Origin of the sequence: Phytoactinopolyspora mesophila, assembly GCF_010122465.1 — a bacterium.
Classification (GTDB): domain Bacteria; phylum Actinomycetota; class Actinomycetes; order Jiangellales; family Jiangellaceae; genus Phytoactinopolyspora; species Phytoactinopolyspora mesophila.
In genome coordinates this window covers 200439-215226 of sequence record NZ_WLZY01000009.1, presented here as the reverse complement: position 1 = coordinate 215226, position 14788 = coordinate 200439, and the positions used below count along the sequence as shown (strand labels likewise).

Below are 14788 nucleotides of genomic sequence, written 5' to 3'. Positions count from 1 at the left end.
TGCTACGGTCTGTCGTAGTTTGGTGTCAATTTGCCCGGCCGTGGCTGGCCCGCCGCGGACCGGTTGAACCGCTCGGCGACAGAAAGGCAAGGGGGTGATCCACATCCAGAGGACCGCGGCTGACCGAAGTGCCGCTGCGTTGACAGAGCGCCCTGAATGGATGAGCTGGGCCAGATGCCGCAAGACCGACCCGGAGGTCTTCTTCCCGATCGGATCCGTCGGCCCGGCCTTGGACCAGATCGATGCGGCGAAGAGGATCTGTGCGCAATGCCGGGTCGATGCCGAGTGCCTGGCCTACGCGCTCGAGACCGGGCAGGACCACGGCGTGTGGGGTGGCACTACACCGGAGGAGCGGCGGGCCATGCGAGTGTTGCCCGGTAGGTAGGCTCGGGTCTTCATTACGTGGTGTGGTGGCGAACCGTTGTAGATCAGCCGGCGTTTATGCTCGTTGATAGCTGACGGAACGGATCACTGGAGCGACGATGACGGATGCGCCCGATTTCCTGCCGCCACGTGCCGTGCGGGCATCCGACGGAGATCGTGAGGACGTGGCTGAGCAGCTGCGATCCGCTGTGGCAGACGGCCGGCTCGATCTCAGCGAGCTGGACGAGCGGCTGGCCGCGACTTACGCGGCTAAGACCCACGCCGAACTCGAGGTAGTCACCGCTGACCTCTCTGCCGCCCCCGTCGTTCCGGACACTCGCTCGCTGAGCCTCAAGACCCAGAGCGGCTCGCTACGAAAAGACGGCTATTGGACGGTCCCGCCCACGATCGTGGCGGAATGCACCTCTGGCACCATCAGGATCGATTTCACCCAAGCCGTGTGCACACATCGAGAGGTGACGGTTGAAGCGGTTGCGACCTCCGGCTCGGTGATCCTGACCGTGCCGCGTGGCTGGAGCGTGGATATGGACAACGTCACCAGCTCGAGCGGAAGCCTGGTCAACCGCGTCGCGGGGCGCCCAGAGCCCGGCTCAACGACCCTGAGGGTCAACGGCAAGGTGAAGTCCGGCACTATCAGAGCGCGTCATCCGCGCCGGAGATTCTGGGACTGGCTGCTTCGCCGGCCACCGGCCTGACGTGAGAACGGCTACGCATCCTGGAGGGGAATCACCGGCGGGTACTTACGGTCTCCGGCCGATGCTGGCCGATGTGGCCCTCGACGATTCCCGCGATGGTCTCGGATGGCCACGGGTCTTCAACGGCAGGGTTGCCTGGGCCGGACCGCCTTCACAGCGTATTGAAGAGGCGGCCAGCTACGCCGTCGGTGGTTTGCTCGACGCGTGAACGGGCGGCGCCTCGAGGCTCTGCAGCGCGATACCGACGGCGGTGGCCCGAAGCTCGTCATGCGGGATGTCGGTGAGCAGAGTTGCGGCCCGGCTGAGGCCGTTGGCCACCATGACGATCCGGATCCGCTGGTCAGTGGTGGCTTCGGGCCCGGCCAGCAATTGCTGGAAGGTCTCCGCCAGCCGAGGTATCCAATTGTCCGCATCGGCGTCGGCGAGCCCGGACGGGTCGAGGGTCAGGGCGAGGAAGACCGTGCGGTTGGCGTAGTTGATGTCGAAGAAGCGCTCCAGCACCTCCCGCGTAGGCAGGGTCTGTTCCCGGGCCTCTGTCAGGAAGCGCTCGACGTCGTCGATGCTGGGCTGGATCACCGCGCGGATCAGATCGCTTTTGGTCGGGAAGTGGTAGTACAGCGCGGCCTTTGTCAGCCCTAGCCGGTCGGCGATGTCCTGCATGGTGGTCTGCGCGAAGCCCCTCTCCAGGAACAGTTCGAGAGCCACGCCGTGGATGCGTTGCCGGGTGTCCCTGGTGCGTCCGTCCCGCCGCCGTGGTGGGTCTTCGATCTCCACGCGTCCTCCTCGAGGTGGTTCTGCCGGACCGCAACGGTGCACAAGCTTATCTGGTGGGTAAATTACCATCCCGGCGGTAGATTACTGACTCGACAGTAAGGTATCTTCGTGGTTCAGCGATGCCGGACGCCGGCCGCCGGGTCGTACTACGTGAGAAATCGGAGGAGGCCGCCAATGACACGCGCGATCTCGGTGAAAGGACTGGTCAAGCGGTTCGGCAAGACACAAGCTCTCGACGGCGTCGACCTTGATGTCGAATCCGGTGAGGTGCACGGATTCCTCGGCCCGAACGGAGCAGGCAAATCCACCGCCATCCGTATCCTGCTGGGCCTGCTGCGTGCCGACGGCGGTGAATCCCGGGTGCTTGACCGCGACCCCTGGCACCACACCGTGGAACTGCACCGGCAGCTCGCCTACGTGCCGGGAGACGTGGAGCTCTGGCCGAACCTGACCGGCGGGGAGGCCATCGACCTCCAGGCGAGGCTGCGCAACGGCTTCGACCGGCGCCGCCGCGACCAGCTGTGTGAGCGGTTCAGCCTCGACCCCACCAAGAAGGGGCGCACGTATTCGAAGGGAAATCGGCAGAAGGTGGCCATCGTGGCCGCGTTGGCCAGCGATGTCGAGCTGCTGATTCTCGACGAGCCGACTGCCGGGCTGGACCCCTTGATGGAAGCTGTCTTCCAGGAGTGCATCCGGGAGGCCAGCGCAGAGGGGCGAACGGTGCTGCTCTCCAGTCACATTCTCGGCCAAGTCGAGGCGCTGGCCGATCGAGTCTCCATCATCCGGCAGGGCCGCATCGTCGAGTCCGGCACGTTGCAGGATCTACGCCATCTGACGCGCACCTCGATCGAGGCGGTGACAAGCCGTCCCGCGGACTCGTTGGTCCGGCTCGACGGTGTACACGACCTCGATGCAGACAACGGGCGGGTGCGGTTCGACGTCGACACCGAACACCTCGGCGACGTCGTGGGTCATCTACACAGCCTCGGCATCCGCAGCCTGACCAGCCAGCCGCCCACTCTCGAGCAGCTGTTCATGCGGCACTACGGCGACGACCTCGCCACCACCGGCGCCCGAAACGGAGACCGGCGATGAGCACCACAACTATGATGACGTCGCGCCCGGAACGCGGCTCCAGCTGCGGCGCCGAGGCATTTGCGGGCACGGGCACGCTCGTCCGATTCATCCTGCGGCGGGACCGGGTGCGGATTCCGGTCTGGATCGCGGCGATCGTCGGGTCTCTGGCCGGCGTCGCGCAGAGCTACTCGGACACCTATCCGACGCAGGCCGACCTCGACAGCCGCAGTGAGCTGGCGGACAACCCGATCTTCATCGCCTTCAACGGGCCGGGATACGGACTGGACAACTACACGTTCGGTGCGATGGTCGCGAACGAGTCGCTCTACATCGCGGTGATCCTGGTCGCGCTCATGAGCACGTTCCTGGTCATCCGGCACACGCGGGCCGAAGAGGAAAGCGGGCGCGCGGAGCTGGTCCGGTCGGGTGTCGTGGGCCGGCATGCCGCTACCGCCTCGACGCTGCTGGTGGTAGCGGCGCTGAATCTCGTCGTCGGGTTGCTGACCGCGGCAGCCCTGTCCAGTCTCGATCGGCTCGACGGAGCCGGTTCTTTGACCTATGCCATGTCAATGGCGGCTGCCGGCCTGGTCTTCATGGCGGTCGCGACGATGGCGGCGCAGGTCACCGAGTACGCCCGGGGCGCCGTCGGCGTCGGTGTGGCGGTGCTGGGTGCGACGTACCTGGTGCGGGCTGTCGGTGACGTCAGTGAGACCGGCTTGTCGTGGGTGTCGCCGTTCGCGTGGTCGCTGGAGACCCGCGCCTTCGTCGACGAGCGGTGGTGGCCGTTGCTGCTGTCGCTCGCCCTGACCATCGTCCTGGTGACCGGAGCCATGGCGCTCAGCGTGCGGCGCGACGTCGGGGCAGGTCTGGTGCCTCCGCGCCCGGGACCGCCGCTTGCGTCCAACTGGCTGGTGCACCCGTTGGGGCTGGCGTTCCGGTTGCAGCGGGCCGGGCTGGTGGCGTGGGCCGTCGGGCTAGCCGTGCTGGGCGCGGCGTTCGGGCCGATGGTCGAGGATGTGGAGGAGTTCGCCGCAGACAACGAACAGGTGCAGGAGATCTTCGTCCGAGCGGGCGACACGACGTTCGTGGAATCGTTCTTGAGCACCGTGACGGCCATGATGGCGCTGATCGCGACCGGCTTCGCGATCCAGTCGGCGCTACGGGTGCGCGCGGAGGAGATCTCCGGACGCGCCGAGCCGTTGCTGACCACCGCGTTGACCCGGACCCGATGGGGCGCAGGTTATCTGGTGGTCGCGATGGCGGGCAGCGCCATGGTGATGCTGACCGGCTCGCTGGCCCTTGGCGTTACCGCCTCCGTTACGCAGGCAGACACATCCTTGTGGTTGGAGCTGTTCGCCGGTGGCTTGGTGCAGGTGCCCGCCATGTGGGTCGTCATAGGCGTGGCGTTCGCACTCTTCGGGCTAGCGCCGCGCCTTGCGCAGGCGGCATGGCTCCTGCTCGCCTACGGGGTGGTTGTCGACCTGATGGGGCCTGCGCTCGGAATGCCGGATGTGGCGCACAACCTTTCGCCGTTCGGACATGTGCCGCGGATTCCCGGCGACGCGTTCACCGCCACGCCGATGCTGATCCTCATGGTGCTGGCTGCCGCGCTGTTGTCCGCCGGTCTGGCCGGCTTCCGCCGCCGCGACGTCCACACCACCTGACCGATGATCATGAACACTTGTCGACCATATTGGTCGATAAGTGTTCATGATCATGGGGAGCGGGGTCAGAGGTGGAGGCCGTCGCTCAGATGGGTCAACGCGTCGTCCATGCCGGCCAGCAGATCGACTTCTGGGTCATGGGCCCAGGCGAACCAGACGGGAAGGATGGCACCGAAGAAGGCGCCGACGAAGCTGCGCACCCGGGGGTCGTCGGCGCTCCTGCCGCAGCGCTCGGCTACCGCCTCGGCCACCGTGTCCAGGCTGCTGGTGATGTTGTCCAGGTTGCTGGCCCAGAGTTCCGGGATGGACAGGACCAGGAGTTCCCGGTGTTCACGTTCGCGGCGTTCGTCGAGCTCGTTCGGTGTCAGTGTGCCGAAGGTGGCGAGGATGGCGCGGTGCATGGCTTGCAGCGGCGTCAACTCAGGTGGCTGTGCATGGAACTCGGCGATCATCGGCTGCAGGTCGTTTTCCAGGACGACCAGGTCTTCCTTGGTGGGGAAGTATCGGAAGACGGTGCTCGGCGCCACCTCAGCGGCCTCGGCGATCTGCTCGATCGTTGTCGCACTGAACCCTTGCGCGCGGAAAAGGTGTACGGCCTCGCGTTGGATGGCAGCTCGCGTGCGCGCCTTCTTGCGTTCCCGAAGGCCCGGTGGCTGCCGCTGGCCAGCGGCAGCCACGTCGGCACGATCCGGCTGCGATGACGACATCAACGCGACCTCCGTTCAGCGCCGGGTGCTTTCGGCTTTCGACAGCACTGTATCGACCGGCGGAGTACCGTCGGCGTTCGCCCGCAGGCCCGCACCCTCGACGTCGACGTTCGGCAGAATCCGGTCCAGCCAGGGTGGCAGCCACCACGCGGCGTTGCCGAGCAACCGCATCACGGCTGGCACGATCGTCATGCGCACCACGAACGCGTCGATCAGGATGCCAACGCCGAGAGTGAACCCGAACAGCTTGATCAACGGGTTGTCGGACAACACGAAACCGAAGAACACACTGATCATGATCAAGGCGGCAGCGGTGACCACACGCGCGCTGTGGTCGAAACCAGCCACAATGGCTGACGCCGGTGCCCGGCCCCGGACGTGCTCTTCGCGGATCCGGCTGACCAGAAAGACCTCGTAATCGATGGCCAGGCCGAAGGTGAGCCCGACGAGGACCACCGGCATCAGATTGATGATCGGGCCGGTGGTGTCCAGCCCGAGGAGGTTCGCGAGCCAGCCCCACTGGAAGACTGCGACCACGGCCCCGAAGGTAGCGGCGATGGTCAGCAGATAGCCGGCGGCCGCCTTGATCGGCACTAGGACCGACCGGAACACGATCATCAGCAAGATCAGCGACAGGCCGACGGCAAGGGCCAAATAGGGCAGCAAAGCGTCGGCCATCTTTGCCGAGGAATCGATGTCGAGGGCGGTCTGGCCGGTGACGAGGATCTTCGCGCCGGTCTCTTCGGACAACTCGGCACCGGTCTCCCGGATCGCGTGGACGAGGTCTTCCGTCGCTTCGTCGTCGGCATCTGTTCCAGGAATGACCTCGAGCAGTGCGGTGTAGCCGGCCTCGTTGAACGCGGGAGGGCTGACGCTTTCCGTGTTGGGAAGCCGCGCGATCGCGTCGGCCGCGTGGTCGACCGCCCTCTCCGGATCGGTGCTGCCGCTACCGTCGACGACGACCGTGAGCGGCGCGTTGAAACCTGCTCCGAACCCAGTACTGATCAGGTCGTACGCCTGGCGCTGCGTGCTGCCCTCGGCGGCGTAACCGTCGTGGGGCCAGCCCAGGCGCAGGTCCAGGGTGGGAATCGCGACGACGCCCAAGCCGAGGACCGCCACTGTCAGGACCGCCACGGGACGGCCGATGACGAAGGTGGCCCACCGCTCACCCAGCCGGCGTCGTGGGGTCACGGGGGCGGGGCGGCGCAGCAGCATCCGGCGCACGTTGCGCGTCGACGTCAACCGCTCGCCGGCGAATCCGAACCAGGCCGGCAGCAGAGTCAGCGCCACCAGCACCGCGATGGTGACGGTCCCGGCGGCGGCCAGGCCTATCTCAGTGAGGACAGGCAGCCCCAGCACGGTCAGCGCGACCAGCGCGACGACGACGGTCAGACCGGCGAAGACCACGGCTGAGCCGGCGGTGCCGATGGCGCGGCCGGCGGCCAGTGCCCGGTTGTTGGTGCTGGCGAGCTCGTGGCGATAACGGACGACGATGAACAGGGAATAGTCGATCCCGACGGCGAGCCCGAGCATCATCGCCAGCATCGGGGTATCGGTGCCAAGATCGACGAACCGGCTGACCACGGCGATAGCGGACAGGCCGACGGCCACGCCGAGAATGGCGTTGACCAGTGGCAGGCCGGCGGCCAGCAGTGAGCCCAAGGTCACGATCAGCACCATCGCGGCAACGGCCAGGCCGATGATCTCGGTGTGGCCGACCTCTTCGTCAGACTCGACGGCGCTGCCGCCCATCTCCACGATCACGCCGGCATCCCGCCCGACCTCGGCTGCGTGCGCGAGCGTGTCTCGGGCAGCGTCGGTGAGCTCGTCCTCAGACACGGCGTAGTGGATCTCGGCGTAACCGATCGTCGCATCCGGTGACAGGGCGCCGGTCGCGATCGGATCCGAGACGCCGGCCACCTGCGGACCATCGCCGAGGACGTCGACTACACGCCGGATGGTTTCGGCGTTTCCCGGGTCGGTGAGCACCTCACCGGACGACGCGGCGAACACCACCCTCGCGGAGGCACCGCCTGCCGCTGCCTCCGGAAAACGCTGTTCGAGAAGGTCGATGGCTTCCTGAGCCTCAGTGCCGGGGATTTCGAATCGGTCGGCACGGTCACCGGCGAGTGTGGCGCCGCCTACGCCGACGACGACCAGCGCACCGATCCAGAGGACAAGGACGAGCTTGCGGCGGCGGAAGCACAGGCGACCAAGACGGTAGAGAAGGGTGGCCATGGGGACTCCCTGGTTGAGTTGAACAGTCGCGAAAACAGTAGTGGACAACTAAATAAGAGTCTACTCTCATTTTATAGAGCACTCCGATCCAGATGTTCAGGGCAATGGTTAAGTAGTTGCTTGACTATGTCCGAGTAGCTGGAGATACTGAAGTGCATGCTTAACCAACTTGCGCCGGTTGACCGGGTCTTCCATGCGCTCGCCGACCCGACCAGGCGGGTCATGATCGAGCGATTGTGTCGTGGATCGGCGACGGTCAGTGAGCTCGCGGAACCGTTCGACATGTCGCTGTCGGGTGTCGTTCAGCATCTTCGTGTGCTGGAGACGTGTGGTCTGGTGCGCTCGGAGAAGGTCGGGCGGGTGCGCACGTGCCGCGTCGAACGGCCCGCGCTTCGGCTGGTCGATCAGTGGATCGCGGAACGCCGCGCCGGTTGGGAAGACCGCTTTGACCGGCTCGGTGAGGTTCTCGCCGAACAGCCGGCGCAATCCGAGGAATGAGGAGACGAATATGCCCGTACGGTCAGTCGAGCACGCCACGTTCGTGGTCACGAGAACTTATGACGCCTCGCCCGCGCGGGTCTTCGAAGCCTTCGCCGATCCGGAGATCAAACTTCGCTGGTTCGCCGCTCCTGACGATGTCGGGCTCCCCGAGGTCGAGTTCGATTTCCGGGTCGGCGGACGGGAGTACCGCCGGGGTGGCCCGAAGGAGGGGCCGATGCACACCTTCGAGGCTCGTTACTGGGAGATCATCCCGGAGGAACGCATTGTCTATTCCTACGACATGCACCTCGACGACACCCGCATCTCGGTGTCCTTGGCCACAGTCGAGCTACGGCCGCAGGGCAGCGGCACGATGCTGGTCTTCACCGAGCAGGGCGCGTTTCTCGACGGCCACGACAATGTGGGCGGCCGCGAGCAGGGCACCGCGGAGCTGCTCGATGCCCTCGGTGTTGAGCTCACGCACCAGCTGGATGAAGGGAAGTGAGGCCAGTGCGCAAGCTGATCGCCTGGGACATGGTCACCCTGGACGGCTTCTTCTGCGGGCCACGAGGGGAGATCGACTGGTTCGTTTTCGACTCCGAATTAGAGCAGTACATCCTGGACACGCAGCTGTCTGCAGGGGCGGTGCTATTCGGGCGTGGCACCTACGAAGGCATGGCGGCGCATTGGCCTTCCGCGGAGGGAAAGATTGCCGAGTTCATGAATCGGGTTCCGAAGGTGGTCTTCTCGCGCAGCCTGCAGAAGTCCGATTGGAGCAACACCACGGTGCTTGGTGGCGACATCGCCGAGGAGGTATCAGCCCTCAAACGGCAGCCGGGAGGTGACATCTTCGTGTTCGGCAGTGCCCAACTGACGTCGGCGCTGATGGAGAACAGCCTGGTGGACGAGTATCGGTTGGGGATCAATCCGGTGATTCTCGGCGCAGGCGTGCCGTTCTTCAAGGGCAACCTGGAACGGCATGAGCTGCGGCTGACGGAGACGAGGCCGCTGGCGTCCGGGGTGGTTATCTTGCACTACCAGCCGGCTCCGCAGGCTCGGTGAGACTCAGCCAAGGGGGTGGTGAACCCAAGGTCCACCACCCACCGACAGCTTGGAGTCGTCAGCCGGCGTTGGGCCGCTTGCCGTGGTTGGCCTTGCTGTTCTTGCGTCCGCGACGCTTGCGTGCGCGCTTGCCCATCTGGATGCTCCTCGGTTGGTTCATGCGTTGGCATGGCGCCGGACCGGCGTGGTGTCCGTTCGGCGCTGGCGGTTCATTCTCGCACGAGGGTGGTCGTTTCCGCTTCGCCCGGCATGTGCGGACGCTGCATGGCCTGGCGCTGTGGGTGTGTCGTCGGCGGACGCATCGTCGGCGGCGTCGTGGTCAGCCGGGGCGGTTTCGTCATCCGGCGGTGAGTTGGCGTCGTGGATCTCGGCTTCGGCATATCGGTCTCGCCGCCTCGTCGCCGGGATGACGTTGGTGGCCGGTCGCCGGCCGGTCATGCCGGTGGCCAGAACCGCTGCCAGGCCGGCGGCCACGGCGATGTCTCCCGGGCTGACCACCTCGGGGCGATTGGGGAAGGCCACGGGCACGTTCTTGGCGAGCAGGGCCAGCCGGGTCGAATCATCGGCCGGCTGGGTGTTGCCCTCTGTGAGCGTCGAGCGTTCCACGCCGGCCCGAGCCGCGGCGTCGGCCGAAACCGGCACGGATCCGTTGAGTAGGAGTACCAGGGCGTTCGCGCACAACCCGAGCGCGATCAGCCGTGCCCCGGGCATCCAGCGGTTGAGCCAGGCGTAGAAAGCCACGACGAACCAGCTGAGAGCTGACAGTATCCCTAGCGCGGATTCCCACGCCCAGCTGGCGAAGACGGCGAGGATGTAAAGGCCGAGTGCGGTGAGCAACAACCTATTGCGAACCGGTGGTGGTTGGGCCAGCCGCCGTAGCCGGCCGTGCCTCGCATAGCCGACGGCCAGGCCGGCTATCAGCGCGAGCACAACGAGCACCACAATACTCATGGTGGCCCCCTTTGGGCGCGATCTTGTGGAAGCCACGCCCATGAAGCCCGTTCCTGACCGCGCAACGAACGTCACAGACGACGGAGCCGGTCCCGCGTATTAGGGTGCCACTGCGGTTCCAGGGCCATTTCGAATGAGGAGAGCGTGCGCGTGGCAGAGCAGGTATCCGCCGAGATGGTGGCCAATGTCCATTCCGTGACCGTGTCCAAGGGGCAGCGGGTCGAGCCTGGCGCGATGCTACTGGTGCTGGAGTCGATGAAGATGGAGATCCCCGTGCTGGCCGAGGGGGGAGGCGTGGTGGCCGACATCAGGGTGGGCGCCGGCGACGTCGTCCAGGAAGGCGACATTCTGGTCGTCATCGACTAGCCGGGCCGTGGTGGCGGTCACGGGTGCATGCGCTCGCTGTACGGGCGGACGGGGGGATCAGTGCTCCAGGACTCCCGGGTGTTCGGGGGCGGGCTCTGGCGTGATCCACCATCGGCGCGGATCAACCTGGCAAGGTGTACGGCCAGGACGAGCGTTGCGAGGAGAATGAGTGCGAGCGCGATGGTCATGGCAGAAAGTCTGCGCCTATCGTAGTCCTGCCACTAGTGGCAGGACTGCCGTCTGCCATCGACTTTCTGCCATTTCTCTGCCAGACTGCCTGAATGCTCCGGAATGTGGCGGTACTGGCGCTCGACGGCGTTGCGCCGTTCGAGCTGGGTGTGCTCACCGAGGCTTTCGGCATCGACCGTTCCGAGCAGGGTCTTCCCGTCCTTGATTTCAACGTGTGTGGGATCCGGCCTGGCCCGGTGAAGACATCTGTGGGATTTGATCTCGTGGTGTCGCACGGACTGGAGAAGCTGGCTGAGGCCGACCTGATCGGCATCCCGGCCGTCCCCAGGCAGCGCGTGCTCGAGCAGCGTGAGCCCTACACCGAAGAATTGTTCGCGCTTTTACGCGACGCGGTGGAGCGTGGTGCTCGCGTGCTCTCGGTATGTACCGGCGCGTTCTTGCTGGGCGCGGCCGGACTGCTGGATGGGCGACGCTGTACCACGCACTGGATGCACAGCGACGAGCTCGCGCGCACTTTCCCGGCGGCCAAGGTCGACCCCGATGTGCTATATGTCGACGAGGATCCGGTGATCACCAGCGCTGGGACAGCCGCGGGCATCGACGCGTGCTTGCACTTGTGGCGCAAGGAGTATGGCGCCGACGCCGCTGTGGCCATCGCCCGCCGGATGGTGGTGCCCCCACACAGGGACGGCGGCCAGGCGCAGTTCGTCGAGGCGCCGATCCGGGCCATGCCGTTGCAGACCATGGCCGGCGTCATCGACTACATGGAGGGCCATCTCGACGAGGACCTCACGGTCGAGAGCCTGGCCGCGTTGGCCTCGATGTCCCCGAGGACCTTTGCGCGACGGTTTCGTGCCGAGACCGGGGCCACGCCGTACGGATGGCTACTCGGACGCCGGGTCGCGGCCGCTCAGCAGATGCTCGAGCAAGGCGACGACACCATCGACGCGATCGCGGCAGCCACCGGGTTCGGCACCGGCGCCGCGCTGAGGCACCATTTCAGCCGACGGCTGGGCACCACGCCACAAGGCTACCGAGCCACATTCCGGCACCGGGCGTCCTGACCACCGAGGGCAGGCACGCGCCAGCATTGTCTCTAAGCCGGGAGGCCGCCTTCAGCGGGCCGGTGGCGCCGATGGCCGGGCGGTCTGGCGGTACAGCCAGGGTGACCCAGAGCGCAGCGCGTTCTGTAGCGCGATCAAGAGGTCGGTGCGGGCCTTCGGAGCGGCCTGCGGTGAAGCTGACGCCTCCTGCGCCGGTGTGCCGCGTACCCCGAGCAGCAACTGTAGGTGCAGCGCTTTGAGGTACTCCATGGCATTGACCTTGTTCGCCGGTTCAGGAGTGTTTGGGGCGTTGACGTCGCCGGCCATGGGCGCGAGCCGTTCCAGCCACGTCTCCAAGACGTCGGTAGGCACGAGGTTGCGGTGCAGTAGCGACATCGTGGCATAGGCGAGCCGCTCGGTCTCGTGACCGCTGAAGCGCTGATCGGTCTGCGTGAGCAGCCGCTCGGCAACCACATCGAGCAGCACGGCGAGCTCGTCAGTGCCGAGGTGGCGGGATGCGGTGAGGGTGGCAAGGAGGTCGGCACCGTGGGTGATGGCGTGCACCCAACCGAGTTCGGGTACCCAACCGCGTAGATCCTTCTCGGCGAGGATCCAGGCGACGGCGTAATCGGCCCAGGTGAGCACAACAGCGGGTGGCAAGGTGTGAATCAGGTTGTCGCGAGCGACGACGCCGGCCAAGGTGATCGCCGAGTAGGAGCGGCGCAGGACTGAGTTCGTCTCGCGCTCGCCCAGGCCCTGGCGTAGCCCGTACGCGAGGCCGTCGCCGAGCCCGGACAGCAGGTGGTCGTAGACGCCTTCGGAGATCCAGGTGTGCAGCACCGAGTAGGCGATGTCGTCGCGCACATGCGGATCGGGCTCGCCCAGCATGGCGGCCAGTTCAGTGGTGAGCTCGTCAAGGGCCTCGCCCTGGGGTACGGGGTAGCCCTGCGCGACGACACGCTCCCAGTACGACGACCTTTGCACAGACAGAATCCTGACAGATTCCCCCGCCATTTGACGAGAGAGGTGATCAAATCGAAAGACAGTCTAAGGGTCCGGCCATCCATCGGCGGAGCCCATGACCAATATACGGGTAATCTCGTCTGGTGCCGTCGTTGAACGATGTTGTCCGCCGCCGTACCGATCTCACCGAAGCTGATCTCGATTGGCTGCATAGCCTGGTCGCCGACTGGCAGTTGATGGCTGACTTGTCGTTCGCCGATCTCGTGTTGTGGGTGCCCGATCGCGATGGCGCAGGCTTCTGGGCTGCGGCCCAGATGCGCCCCACAACGGGGCCCACGGCGTACGTCGAGGATCTGGTCGGCACCTTCCTCGCGAAGGGGCGGCGGCCGCTGGTCGACTCCGCGTACACAGACGGTGTGATCAAACGGGAGGGCGATCCCGAATGGTGGGACGACGTGCCGGTGCGCGTCGAGGCGATCCCCGTTCGACACGACCACCGATTCATCGCGGTGATCGGGCGGCACACGAATCTCGTCTCCGTTCGGACGCCGAGCCGGCTGGAACTCGCCTACCTCGAGTGTGCGAGCGATCTTGCCAAGCTCGTCGTCGACGGCCGTTTCCCCCACGCACGACGCACTGATATGGGCAGACGTGGAGCTCCTCGAGTCGGTGACGGCCTGGTGCGCCTGGATCCGGACGGCATGGTCCGTTATGCGAGCCCCAACGCGATGTCCGCCTACCGGAGGCTTGGATTGTCAGCGGATCTCGTGGGTCAGCACTTCGGTCAAGCCACCGCCACTCTCGCGCCCCGCGGCGGAGCCATGGACGAGTCCCTCGACGTGCTGGTGGCCGGGCGGCAGCACGTCCGGACGGAGATCGAGGGCAACGGGACAGTGGTGACATTGCGCACCATTCCGCTCGACCCCGGCGGGGAGTACTCGGGCGCGCTGGTGCTCTGCCGTGATGTGACTGAGGTTCGGCGTAGGGAACGCGAGCTACTGACCAAGGACGCGACCATCCGCGAGATTCACCATCGGGTGAAGAACAATCTTCAGACGGTGGCGGCGCTGCTGCGTTTGCAGGCACGCCGGATGCGGGCGCCTGAAGGGCGCGCCGCGTTGGAGGAAGCCGTTCGCAGAGTCGGGGCAATCGCCGTAGTTCATGAGACGCTGGCGCAAACCGTGGATGACACTGTCGACTTCGACGGCGTAGCCGACCGGCTGCTGGCGATGGTCGCTGAGGTGGCGGCTACGGAGCCGCGGGTCCATGGACGGCGGTCGGGGACATTCGGCGTCTTGTCCGCGAGCGTGGCGACGCCGCTGGCGATGGCGCTGACCGAGATTTTGCAGAATGCCGTTGAGCACGGCCTGGGCGACCATGAGGGAACGGTGACGCTGGAGGCGACCCGCCACGACGGTCGGTTGCGGATCGTCATCGAAGACGACGGTGTTGGGCTTCCGCCAGGGTTCGACCCCGAGCTCTCCGGCAACCTCGGTCTGCAAATAGTGCGGACCTTGGTGATAGGCGAGCTCGGGGGCACAATCGATGTTGCCTCGCGACCGGCTAGCGGGGCGCGAGTGGTGCTGGACCTGCCGATTGACGGTTAAGAGCCTGTTGCTGAATTAGCTCTGAAGCGTGTCCAGTGCGATGCCCGGCGCAGCTGAATGTCTGCTTGGTGTGCAGGTCCTCAGTATGCGCGGGCGCGGGCGCGGGCGTTGCGACGCTTGAGAGCCCTGCGCTCGTCCTCGGACAGCCCGCCCCAGACGCCTGCGTCCTGTCCGCTCTCAAGTGCCCAGCGTAGGCACTCCTCGCGAACGTCACACCGTCGGCAGACCGCCTTGGCTTCTTCGATCTGGAGCAACGCAGGACCAGTGTTCCCGATGGGGAAGAACAGCTCGGGGTCCTCGTCGCGACAGGCGGCACGGTGGCGCCAGTCCATGGGTCTCACAGCTCCTCGGTATTATGGCGCCGTACAGGGTTTCTGTCCGGCGCGCGGCATTACGTGAATTCGTTCACGAACTGTCGACAGCCTCATTCCGGTCCCACTGCCCGAAACGGGGTTGCCACCAGTCCCACCGTGGTGGCCTCCGGCGCGCATAACAGCGCACCGTTAACCACGTGGCAGTACAAGAGTGACAAGTTCGTGACCCGTGTACAAGGGCTTTGTGCGTTCCGTCTCATCAATCTTCATGTAG

General features: G+C 65.9%; 18 protein-coding genes. 10 read left to right on the top strand and 8 right to left on the bottom strand.

The genetic code is table 11. From position 1 onward, the window contains the following. The first annotated feature begins 160 nt into the window (after positions 1-160). Positions 161-385: a WhiB family transcriptional regulator gene (locus F7O44_RS23505; protein WP_162452737.1), complete on the top strand. Its 225-nt coding sequence runs from the start codon at positions 161-163 to the stop codon at positions 383-385. A gap of 97 nt (positions 386-482) precedes the next feature. Then, positions 483-1079 (top strand): DUF1707 SHOCT-like domain-containing protein, encoded by a 597-nt coding sequence (locus tag F7O44_RS23500; protein WP_187361581.1) that lies wholly within the window; start codon positions 483-485, stop codon positions 1077-1079. A 177-nt stretch (positions 1080-1256) separates the two neighbouring features. Here the strand turns inward: F7O44_RS23500 and F7O44_RS23495 are convergent, their stop codons facing one another. Then, positions 1257-1853, bottom strand: coding sequence for a TetR family transcriptional regulator (locus F7O44_RS23495; RefSeq protein WP_162452736.1), 597 nt, complete (start codon positions 1851-1853; stop codon positions 1257-1259). 174 nt (positions 1854-2027) lie between these two features. On the opposite strand from F7O44_RS23495, the gene F7O44_RS23490 reads away from it, so the two are divergent. Together F7O44_RS23490 and F7O44_RS23485 are read left to right on the top strand one after the other, a co-directional pair. Next, positions 2028-2948, top strand: coding sequence for an ABC transporter ATP-binding protein (locus tag F7O44_RS23490; RefSeq protein WP_162452735.1), 921 nt, complete (start codon positions 2028-2030; stop codon positions 2946-2948). Continuing rightward, positions 2945-4594: an ABC transporter permease gene (locus F7O44_RS23485; RefSeq protein WP_162452734.1), complete on the top strand. Its 1650-nt coding sequence runs from the start codon at positions 2945-2947 to the stop codon at positions 4592-4594. The genes F7O44_RS23490 and F7O44_RS23485 overlap by 4 nt, the downstream gene beginning before the upstream one ends. 65 nt (positions 4595-4659) lie before the next feature. Here F7O44_RS23485 and F7O44_RS23480 read toward each other — a convergent pair whose 3' ends face one another. Further along, positions 4660-5301, bottom strand: a complete 642-nt coding sequence (locus tag F7O44_RS23480) for a TetR/AcrR family transcriptional regulator (protein ID WP_162452733.1) — start codon at positions 5299-5301, stop codon at positions 4660-4662. Positions 5302-5316: 15 nt separating this feature from the next. Continuing rightward, positions 5317-7539 carry an MMPL family transporter gene (locus tag F7O44_RS23475; RefSeq protein WP_162452732.1) on the bottom strand — a complete coding sequence of 741 codons (2223 nt, stop codon included), beginning with the start codon at positions 7537-7539 and terminating at the stop codon, positions 5317-5319. A 156-nt stretch (positions 7540-7695) separates the two neighbouring features. On the opposite strand from F7O44_RS23475, the gene F7O44_RS23470 reads away from it, so the two are divergent. Genes F7O44_RS23470 through F7O44_RS23460 form a run of 3 tightly spaced genes read left to right on the top strand, consistent with a single transcriptional unit; the run spans position 7696 to position 9081 of the window. After that, on the top strand, positions 7696-8037 hold the full coding sequence (locus F7O44_RS23470; protein ID WP_162452731.1) for an ArsR/SmtB family transcription factor: 342 nt from the start codon (positions 7696-7698) through the stop codon (positions 8035-8037). A gap of 10 nt (positions 8038-8047) precedes the next feature. Next, positions 8048-8524 carry an SRPBCC family protein gene (locus F7O44_RS23465; protein WP_162452730.1) on the top strand — a complete coding sequence of 159 codons (477 nt, stop codon included), beginning with the start codon at positions 8048-8050 and terminating at the stop codon, positions 8522-8524. 5 nt (positions 8525-8529) lie between these two features. After that, entirely contained in the window at positions 8530-9081 is a 552-nt protein-coding gene (locus tag F7O44_RS23460; RefSeq protein ID WP_162452729.1) for a dihydrofolate reductase family protein, read from the top strand. A 58-nt stretch (positions 9082-9139) separates the two neighbouring features. On the opposite strand, the gene F7O44_RS32360 is transcribed toward F7O44_RS23460, so the two are convergent. Both F7O44_RS32360 and F7O44_RS23455 read right to left on the bottom strand, forming a co-directional pair. Beyond that, on the bottom strand, positions 9140-9217 hold the full coding sequence (locus tag F7O44_RS32360) for a 50S ribosomal protein bL37 (RefSeq protein ID WP_369299114.1): 78 nt from the start codon (positions 9215-9217) through the stop codon (positions 9140-9142). Between the two features lie 20 nt (positions 9218-9237). Continuing rightward, entirely contained in the window at positions 9238-10032 is a 795-nt protein-coding gene (locus F7O44_RS23455; protein WP_162452728.1) for a DUF5317 family protein, read from the bottom strand. A gap of 150 nt (positions 10033-10182) precedes the next feature. Here F7O44_RS23455 and F7O44_RS23450 point away from each other — a divergent pair, with 150 nt between their 5' ends. Then, on the top strand, positions 10183-10398 hold the full coding sequence (locus tag F7O44_RS23450; RefSeq protein WP_162452727.1) for a biotin/lipoyl-binding carrier protein: 216 nt from the start codon (positions 10183-10185) through the stop codon (positions 10396-10398). Positions 10399-10415: 17 nt separating this feature from the next. Here the strand turns inward: F7O44_RS23450 and F7O44_RS23445 are convergent, their stop codons facing one another. After that, positions 10416-10586, bottom strand: a complete 171-nt coding sequence (locus F7O44_RS23445) for a hypothetical protein (RefSeq protein WP_162452726.1) — start codon at positions 10584-10586, stop codon at positions 10416-10418. A 93-nt stretch (positions 10587-10679) separates the two neighbouring features. Between F7O44_RS23445 and F7O44_RS23440 the strand changes: the two genes are divergently transcribed. Continuing rightward, positions 10680-11651: a GlxA family transcriptional regulator gene (locus tag F7O44_RS23440; RefSeq protein WP_162452725.1), complete on the top strand. Its 972-nt coding sequence runs from the start codon at positions 10680-10682 to the stop codon at positions 11649-11651. Positions 11652-11702: 51 nt separating this feature from the next. Here the strand turns inward: F7O44_RS23440 and F7O44_RS23435 are convergent, their stop codons facing one another. Continuing rightward, positions 11703-12614, bottom strand: a complete 912-nt coding sequence (locus F7O44_RS23435) for a DUF2785 domain-containing protein (RefSeq protein WP_222851630.1) — start codon at positions 12612-12614, stop codon at positions 11703-11705. A 122-nt stretch (positions 12615-12736) separates the two neighbouring features. On the opposite strand from F7O44_RS23435, the gene F7O44_RS23430 reads away from it, so the two are divergent. Continuing rightward, positions 12737-14200, top strand: a complete 1464-nt coding sequence (locus tag F7O44_RS23430; protein WP_174255976.1) for a histidine kinase N-terminal domain-containing protein — start codon at positions 12737-12739, stop codon at positions 14198-14200. An 80-nt stretch (positions 14201-14280) separates the two neighbouring features. On the opposite strand, the gene F7O44_RS23425 is transcribed toward F7O44_RS23430, so the two are convergent. Further along, complete coding sequence (locus F7O44_RS23425; protein ID WP_162452723.1) at positions 14281-14532, bottom strand: WhiB family transcriptional regulator; 252 nt, start codon at positions 14530-14532, stop codon at positions 14281-14283. Positions 14533-14788: the final 256 nt, after the last annotated feature.

Excerpts from the sequence above, each read along its gene's own strand:
- F7O44_RS23505 (WP_162452737.1), top strand. The coding sequence starts at position 161 with ATGAGCTGGGCCAGATGCCGCAAGACCGACCCGGAGGTCTTCTTCCCG.
- F7O44_RS23500 (WP_187361581.1), top strand. The coding sequence starts at position 483 with ATGACGGATGCGCCCGATTTCCTGCCGCCACGTGCCGTGCGGGCATCC.
- F7O44_RS23490 (WP_162452735.1), top strand. The coding sequence starts at position 2,028 with ATGACACGCGCGATCTCGGTGAAAGGACTGGTCAAGCGGTTCGGCAAG.
- F7O44_RS23485 (WP_162452734.1), top strand. The coding sequence starts at position 2,945 with ATGAGCACCACAACTATGATGACGTCGCGCCCGGAACGCGGCTCCAGC.
- F7O44_RS23480 (WP_162452733.1), bottom strand. The coding sequence starts at position 5,301 with ATGTCGTCATCGCAGCCGGATCGTGCCGACGTGGCTGCCGCTGGCCAG.
- F7O44_RS23475 (WP_162452732.1), bottom strand. The coding sequence starts at position 7,539 with ATGGCCACCCTTCTCTACCGTCTTGGTCGCCTGTGCTTCCGCCGCCGC.
- F7O44_RS23470 (WP_162452731.1), top strand. The coding sequence starts at position 7,696 with ATGCTTAACCAACTTGCGCCGGTTGACCGGGTCTTCCATGCGCTCGCC.
- F7O44_RS23465 (WP_162452730.1), top strand. The coding sequence starts at position 8,048 with ATGCCCGTACGGTCAGTCGAGCACGCCACGTTCGTGGTCACGAGAACT.
- F7O44_RS32360 (WP_369299114.1), bottom strand. The coding sequence starts at position 9,217 with ATGGGCAAGCGCGCACGCAAGCGTCGCGGACGCAAGAACAGCAAGGCC.
- F7O44_RS23455 (WP_162452728.1), bottom strand. The coding sequence starts at position 10,032 with ATGAGTATTGTGGTGCTCGTTGTGCTCGCGCTGATAGCCGGCCTGGCC.
- F7O44_RS23445 (WP_162452726.1), bottom strand. The coding sequence starts at position 10,586 with ATGACCATCGCGCTCGCACTCATTCTCCTCGCAACGCTCGTCCTGGCC.
- F7O44_RS23440 (WP_162452725.1), top strand. The coding sequence starts at position 10,680 with ATGCTCCGGAATGTGGCGGTACTGGCGCTCGACGGCGTTGCGCCGTTC.
- F7O44_RS23425 (WP_162452723.1), bottom strand. The coding sequence starts at position 14,532 with ATGGACTGGCGCCACCGTGCCGCCTGTCGCGACGAGGACCCCGAGCTG.